The organism is Mesorhizobium sp. WSM4807 (genome assembly GCF_055811615.1).
In genome coordinates, this window is the sequence record NZ_JBVVQY010000091.1 from 1 (window position 1) to 1985 (window position 1985).

The window sequence follows — 1985 nt, forward strand, 5'->3', positions numbered from 1 at the left end:
GCGTAGAGTCGAGATGTGGCGCGGTGGCGGTAGGTTGAACATATCTGTTTGCCGCCTCTTTCGTCTGGCGGTGCCTCACTGGTTCGACCATGGCTCCGTTTCCACACCCCGCTCATCGAACCGGACATGCAGATCTCCCGCATCCGGCTCTCGGACAAGATCTCACGCCTTCGCCCACGGCACATCGCGCCCAAGCCGTGTCAGACGTACGAGCCCAATATGCTCGTAAAGGTGCGAGTCTGGATAAGCCCCGCCCTTGCGTCGTCTGGTCTTGTGCTTGAGGCGCAACCACCGACGCAACCGCACCGCTGTGTAGCTGTCGAGCGCTCGGTATGCTCTGCTGGTGGTCCCTACAGAGAAGTAGTTGGCCCACCCACGCAATGCCCGGTTCACCTTAGCCACCAGCTTTGTGGTCTCTTGCCATGTCGTTCGGCGTTCGGTGAGCGCGTGGATATTCTCCACAGCCCGCCTGATGCTTTTCTTCGACGGCCGGTAGCCCAGACGGGCTTTGCCAGTTGTCGGAGAGTACATCCGTCCAAACGAGTAGCCCAGAAAGTCGAACTCGCCTTCCGGAACCTTGCAGATTCGTGTTTTGTCCTCGTTCACCGTCAGCTTCAGCTTGCCCATGATCGCGCGCAGTTGATGCAGCGCCGCTTCGGCGTTACCCCTCCTGCACAGGATCACAAGGTCGTCGGCATAGGTGACGAGGCGAGTGCCGAGGCTTTGCTCAAGGCCGAGCTTCTTCCATCCCAACACGAACCGGCGCATGTACAGATTTGCCAGCAATGGTGAGATGGGTGAGCCCTGCGGGATGCCGCGCCGGTTGTCCCGCGCCTCGGTCGTGCGTGTCTTCCGTCCTCGATCATCGGTTTCTTCGACAGGGCATTCCAGCCACATCTTGATGAGATGCAGCACGCGCCGATCAACGATCCGGCGCGCTACTGACTTCATCAGTTCGGCATGGGGAATGCTCCCGAAGTAGTCCGCGAGGTCGGCGTCCACCACTTCCGGATGACCACGGAACAGCAGCTCCTCCACCTCGATCACCGCCTGCTGGGCATTGCGCCCGGCACGATAAGCATAGATTTCCGGTGGAAGGTCGGCATCAAAGATCGGCTCCAGCACCAGCATCGCTGCTGTCATGCAGACCCGATCCCGCACGGTCGAGATGCCCAGCGGCCTGAGTTTGCCGTTGGCCTTCGGTATGAACACGCGTCTGATCGGTTCCGGTCGGTAAGTCTCCTGCCTGAGCGCAAGCGCCGAGCCATCGCTCAAGCCCGTACGCGTCGATATCCGCGAAGTCCTGACCATCCACACCCGGCGCGCCCTTGTTGGAGCGGCACTGGGCATAGGCATGCGCAAGAATATCGTCGCGGCTGATCTTGTCGTACAGGGCGTAGAAGCGATAACCGGCTTCTGCCTTCGCTTTCGCGTGTAACGCCATCTGCAGTTTCTGGACACTTTTCGGGGTTGATAGGTTTCCCAATCTCCGGTCCCTCTCCACTTGTTGCGTTCGTCTTGAACTGAGGCCCCTTCCCTCCACCGGCATTACCCGGCTTCCCCGGTACTACGCGCCTCTCCGCCACCCCAGCGCGCCCGGCCTGTCCCTCGCGGGCGTCCGGTTGATCATCCCTGACCACGTCCTGGGGCTTCCCGTGTTGCGTGCGCTTTCCTTGTGTACATGCTGCCGCCAGTACCCCGGTGCAGCGAAAGTGGGTTCAATCGTCGCTCACACTCACCCATTTCGTGTCAGCCTTCCCCACAATGGCTGGTGGGTCGGCCTGCACATCGTCCTTTTCGAGGCTTGCTCAGCGTTCACTCACGTTGCGGCCTGCACACTCGCGCGGTCACCTACGTGACCACTATCCGAAGGCTTCAGACATTTTGTCTCCTCCATGCCTGCTCCGGTTGCTTCCGGCTGGAGCATCTTGCCGGGTGGGACTTGCACCCACTGGAAAGCGCCGCCTTGTCACGGCGCACGCCAT

2 protein-coding genes are annotated in these 1985 nt (G+C 60.8%); both read right to left on the reverse strand.

The window, feature by feature from the left end:
• Positions 1-162: 162 nt before the first annotated feature.
• Complete coding sequence (locus AC0L3N_RS33795) at positions 163-1212, reverse strand: reverse transcriptase domain-containing protein (protein ID WP_473552010.1); 1050 nt, start codon at positions 1210-1212, stop codon at positions 163-165.
• The gene (locus AC0L3N_RS33800) at positions 1106-1444 is read right to left on the reverse strand and encodes a hypothetical protein (protein WP_473552012.1); all 339 of its coding nucleotides are present in this window, start codon (positions 1442-1444) and stop codon (positions 1106-1108) included. Before AC0L3N_RS33800 ends, AC0L3N_RS33795 begins: the two co-directional genes overlap by 107 nt.
• Between the last annotated feature and the right edge of the window lie 541 nt (positions 1445-1985).

Excerpts from the sequence above, each read along its gene's own strand:
- AC0L3N_RS33800 (WP_473552012.1), bottom strand. The coding sequence starts at position 1,444 with ATGGCGTTACACGCGAAAGCGAAGGCAGAAGCCGGTTATCGCTTCTAC.